Origin of the sequence: Armatimonas sp. (assembly GCF_043760365.1) — a bacterium.
Classification (GTDB): Bacteria; Armatimonadota; Armatimonadia; order Armatimonadales; family Armatimonadaceae; genus Armatimonas.
This window is the reverse complement of sequence record NZ_JAYUPA010000475.1, coordinates 1-1,659: the sequence shown is the minus strand read 5'-3', so window position 1 is coordinate 1,659 and position 1,659 is coordinate 1. Positions and strand designations below refer to the sequence as shown.

At 55.6% G+C, this 1,659-nt stretch carries 3 protein-coding genes; all 3 read right to left on the bottom strand.

Features of this window, described 5'->3' with window-relative positions; translation table 11 throughout:
- Positions 1–47: 47 nt before the first annotated feature.
- A complete protein-coding gene (mutM, locus tag ACH2EH_RS11105) occupies positions 48–872 on the bottom strand; it encodes a bifunctional DNA-formamidopyrimidine glycosylase/DNA-(apurinic or apyrimidinic site) lyase (RefSeq protein ID WP_395141645.1) in 825 nt (274 codons plus the stop codon).
- 103 nt (positions 873–975) lie between these two features.
- Positions 976–1,446 carry a thioredoxin-dependent thiol peroxidase gene (gene bcp / locus ACH2EH_RS11100; RefSeq protein WP_395141643.1) on the bottom strand — a complete coding sequence of 157 codons (471 nt, stop codon included), beginning with the start codon at positions 1,444–1,446 and terminating at the stop codon, positions 976–978.
- Positions 1,447–1,449: 3 nt separating this feature from the next.
- A partial coding sequence (locus tag ACH2EH_RS11095; RefSeq protein WP_395141641.1) for an ATP:cob(I)alamin adenosyltransferase occupies positions 1,450–1,659 on the bottom strand: 210 nt, incomplete at its 5' end.

The window sequence follows — 1,659 nt, the reverse complement described above, 5'->3', positions numbered from 1 at the left end:
GCTAGGTAGCTGTACTGTTTTTCATGTTTTCCAGTTTAATAAAGTATTCAGTTTTGGCATGCTGGGCAGAAAGTAGTTCCTCTCCCCCCAAGCTTCATTTTTTTCAGCGGCACGGCGCAACGCGGACAAGCCGCCCCACCCCGATTATAAACCAATGGGGCATACTGCCCCGGTTGCCCGTAGAGATCCACATAGTCGCCCTGTGTCCCTCCCCGTGCTACCGCTTCGGTGAGTACCTGCCGGATCGCTTCCGCAAGCAACTCACCTTCCTGCCGCACTAGCCCCGCCGCCGCCCGTGTCGGAGCGATACCGGCGCGAAAAAGCGCTTCATCGGCGTAGATATTCCCCACGCCCGCCACTACCTTCTGATCCAAAAGAACCGTCTTGATAGCTACCCGCCTGCCTGCCAGATGCCTTACAAACGCTTCGACATCCCAGCCCAGCTCTAGCGGCTCGTCTCCGAGCTCAGGGAGTGGCAGGGGCTCTGTATCAGCCACCACACGCCACTCGCCCCAGCCCCACATATCATTGTAGTGTAGCGCTCTTCCCTGATCCAGGGTTAAGCACAACACACCGTATCGCCCCAAGGCCATATCCGCTCTTTGGAGTCGAATAGAGCCACGCATCTTCAGGTGAAGGCAAAGAGTAAAAGAGGGAGAAGAGAGGTTATCCACCGCAAGCGGCAGTAGCAGGTATTTCCCGCGCCGGTTCGCACCCACAATCCGCTTACCGACGGCGCGATCTCGAAACTCAGCCTCGCTCTGGCCTTTTAGTACCTTTTGGTTAACGATCGTTACCGCGTGAATACAACACCCGACAGCTTCTTTTTCAAGCCCCCGTCGTAGTGTCTCAACTTCCGGCAGTTCCGGCAACCCCTATCGCCACCTATTCTGCTTTTTCCAGGCACACGTGCGCCTATGAAAGCGGGGCTATTGTACCAGCGTTCACAAGCTCACGTCAAGGAAAATAGGAAAATTACTTCTCACCAACATAAGCGAGCACTTCCTCAGCATGCCCCTCAGGCTTTACTTTCGAGAAAACACGCTCAATTTGCCCCTCAGAACCAATCACAAACGTCGTTCTTTCGATGCCCATATACGGCTTCCCATAGTTCATTTTCTGCACCCAAACACCATAGGCTTGAGACACAGCAGTCTCGGTATCCGCAAGTAGCGGAAAGTTCAGACTAAATTTCCCCGTAAATTGCTCATGCGCCCCTAAAGCGTCTTTGGAGAGTCCAAGCACCACCACACCGGTGGCAGCGAATGCAGCGTTCAGGTCACGGAAGGCGCACGCCTCCACCGTACATCCTGGCGTGTCATCTTTGGGATAGAAGAACAGTACGACGCGTTTCCCGCGCAGCTCTGAGAGCGTGATGCTCTGGGGTGCTCCTGAGGCAGGAAGGGTAAAATCCGGGGCAAGCTGCCCCTCAATTGGTCGGCTCATTGGCTAGTCAAGGTTCCTTTTCCAAAGTATATCCGGCTCTCCTGCGCTCTGGTTGGCAGAACGCGCTAGGATGAAGAGAAGGTCGGAGAGGCGATTCAGATAGCGCAGCGTCTCCGGGTTGGTCTGCTCTGGCTCAGCATCGCAGAGGCTTACCACGGCTCGCTCCGCTCTTCGCACCAAGGTCCTTGCCAGGTGCAGTGCAGCCGCCAAGGG

Coding starts and splice junctions, on each gene's coding strand:
- bcp (WP_395141643.1), bottom strand. CDS start 1,446: ATGAGCCGACCAATTGAGGGGCAGCTTGCCCCGGATTTTACCCTTCCT.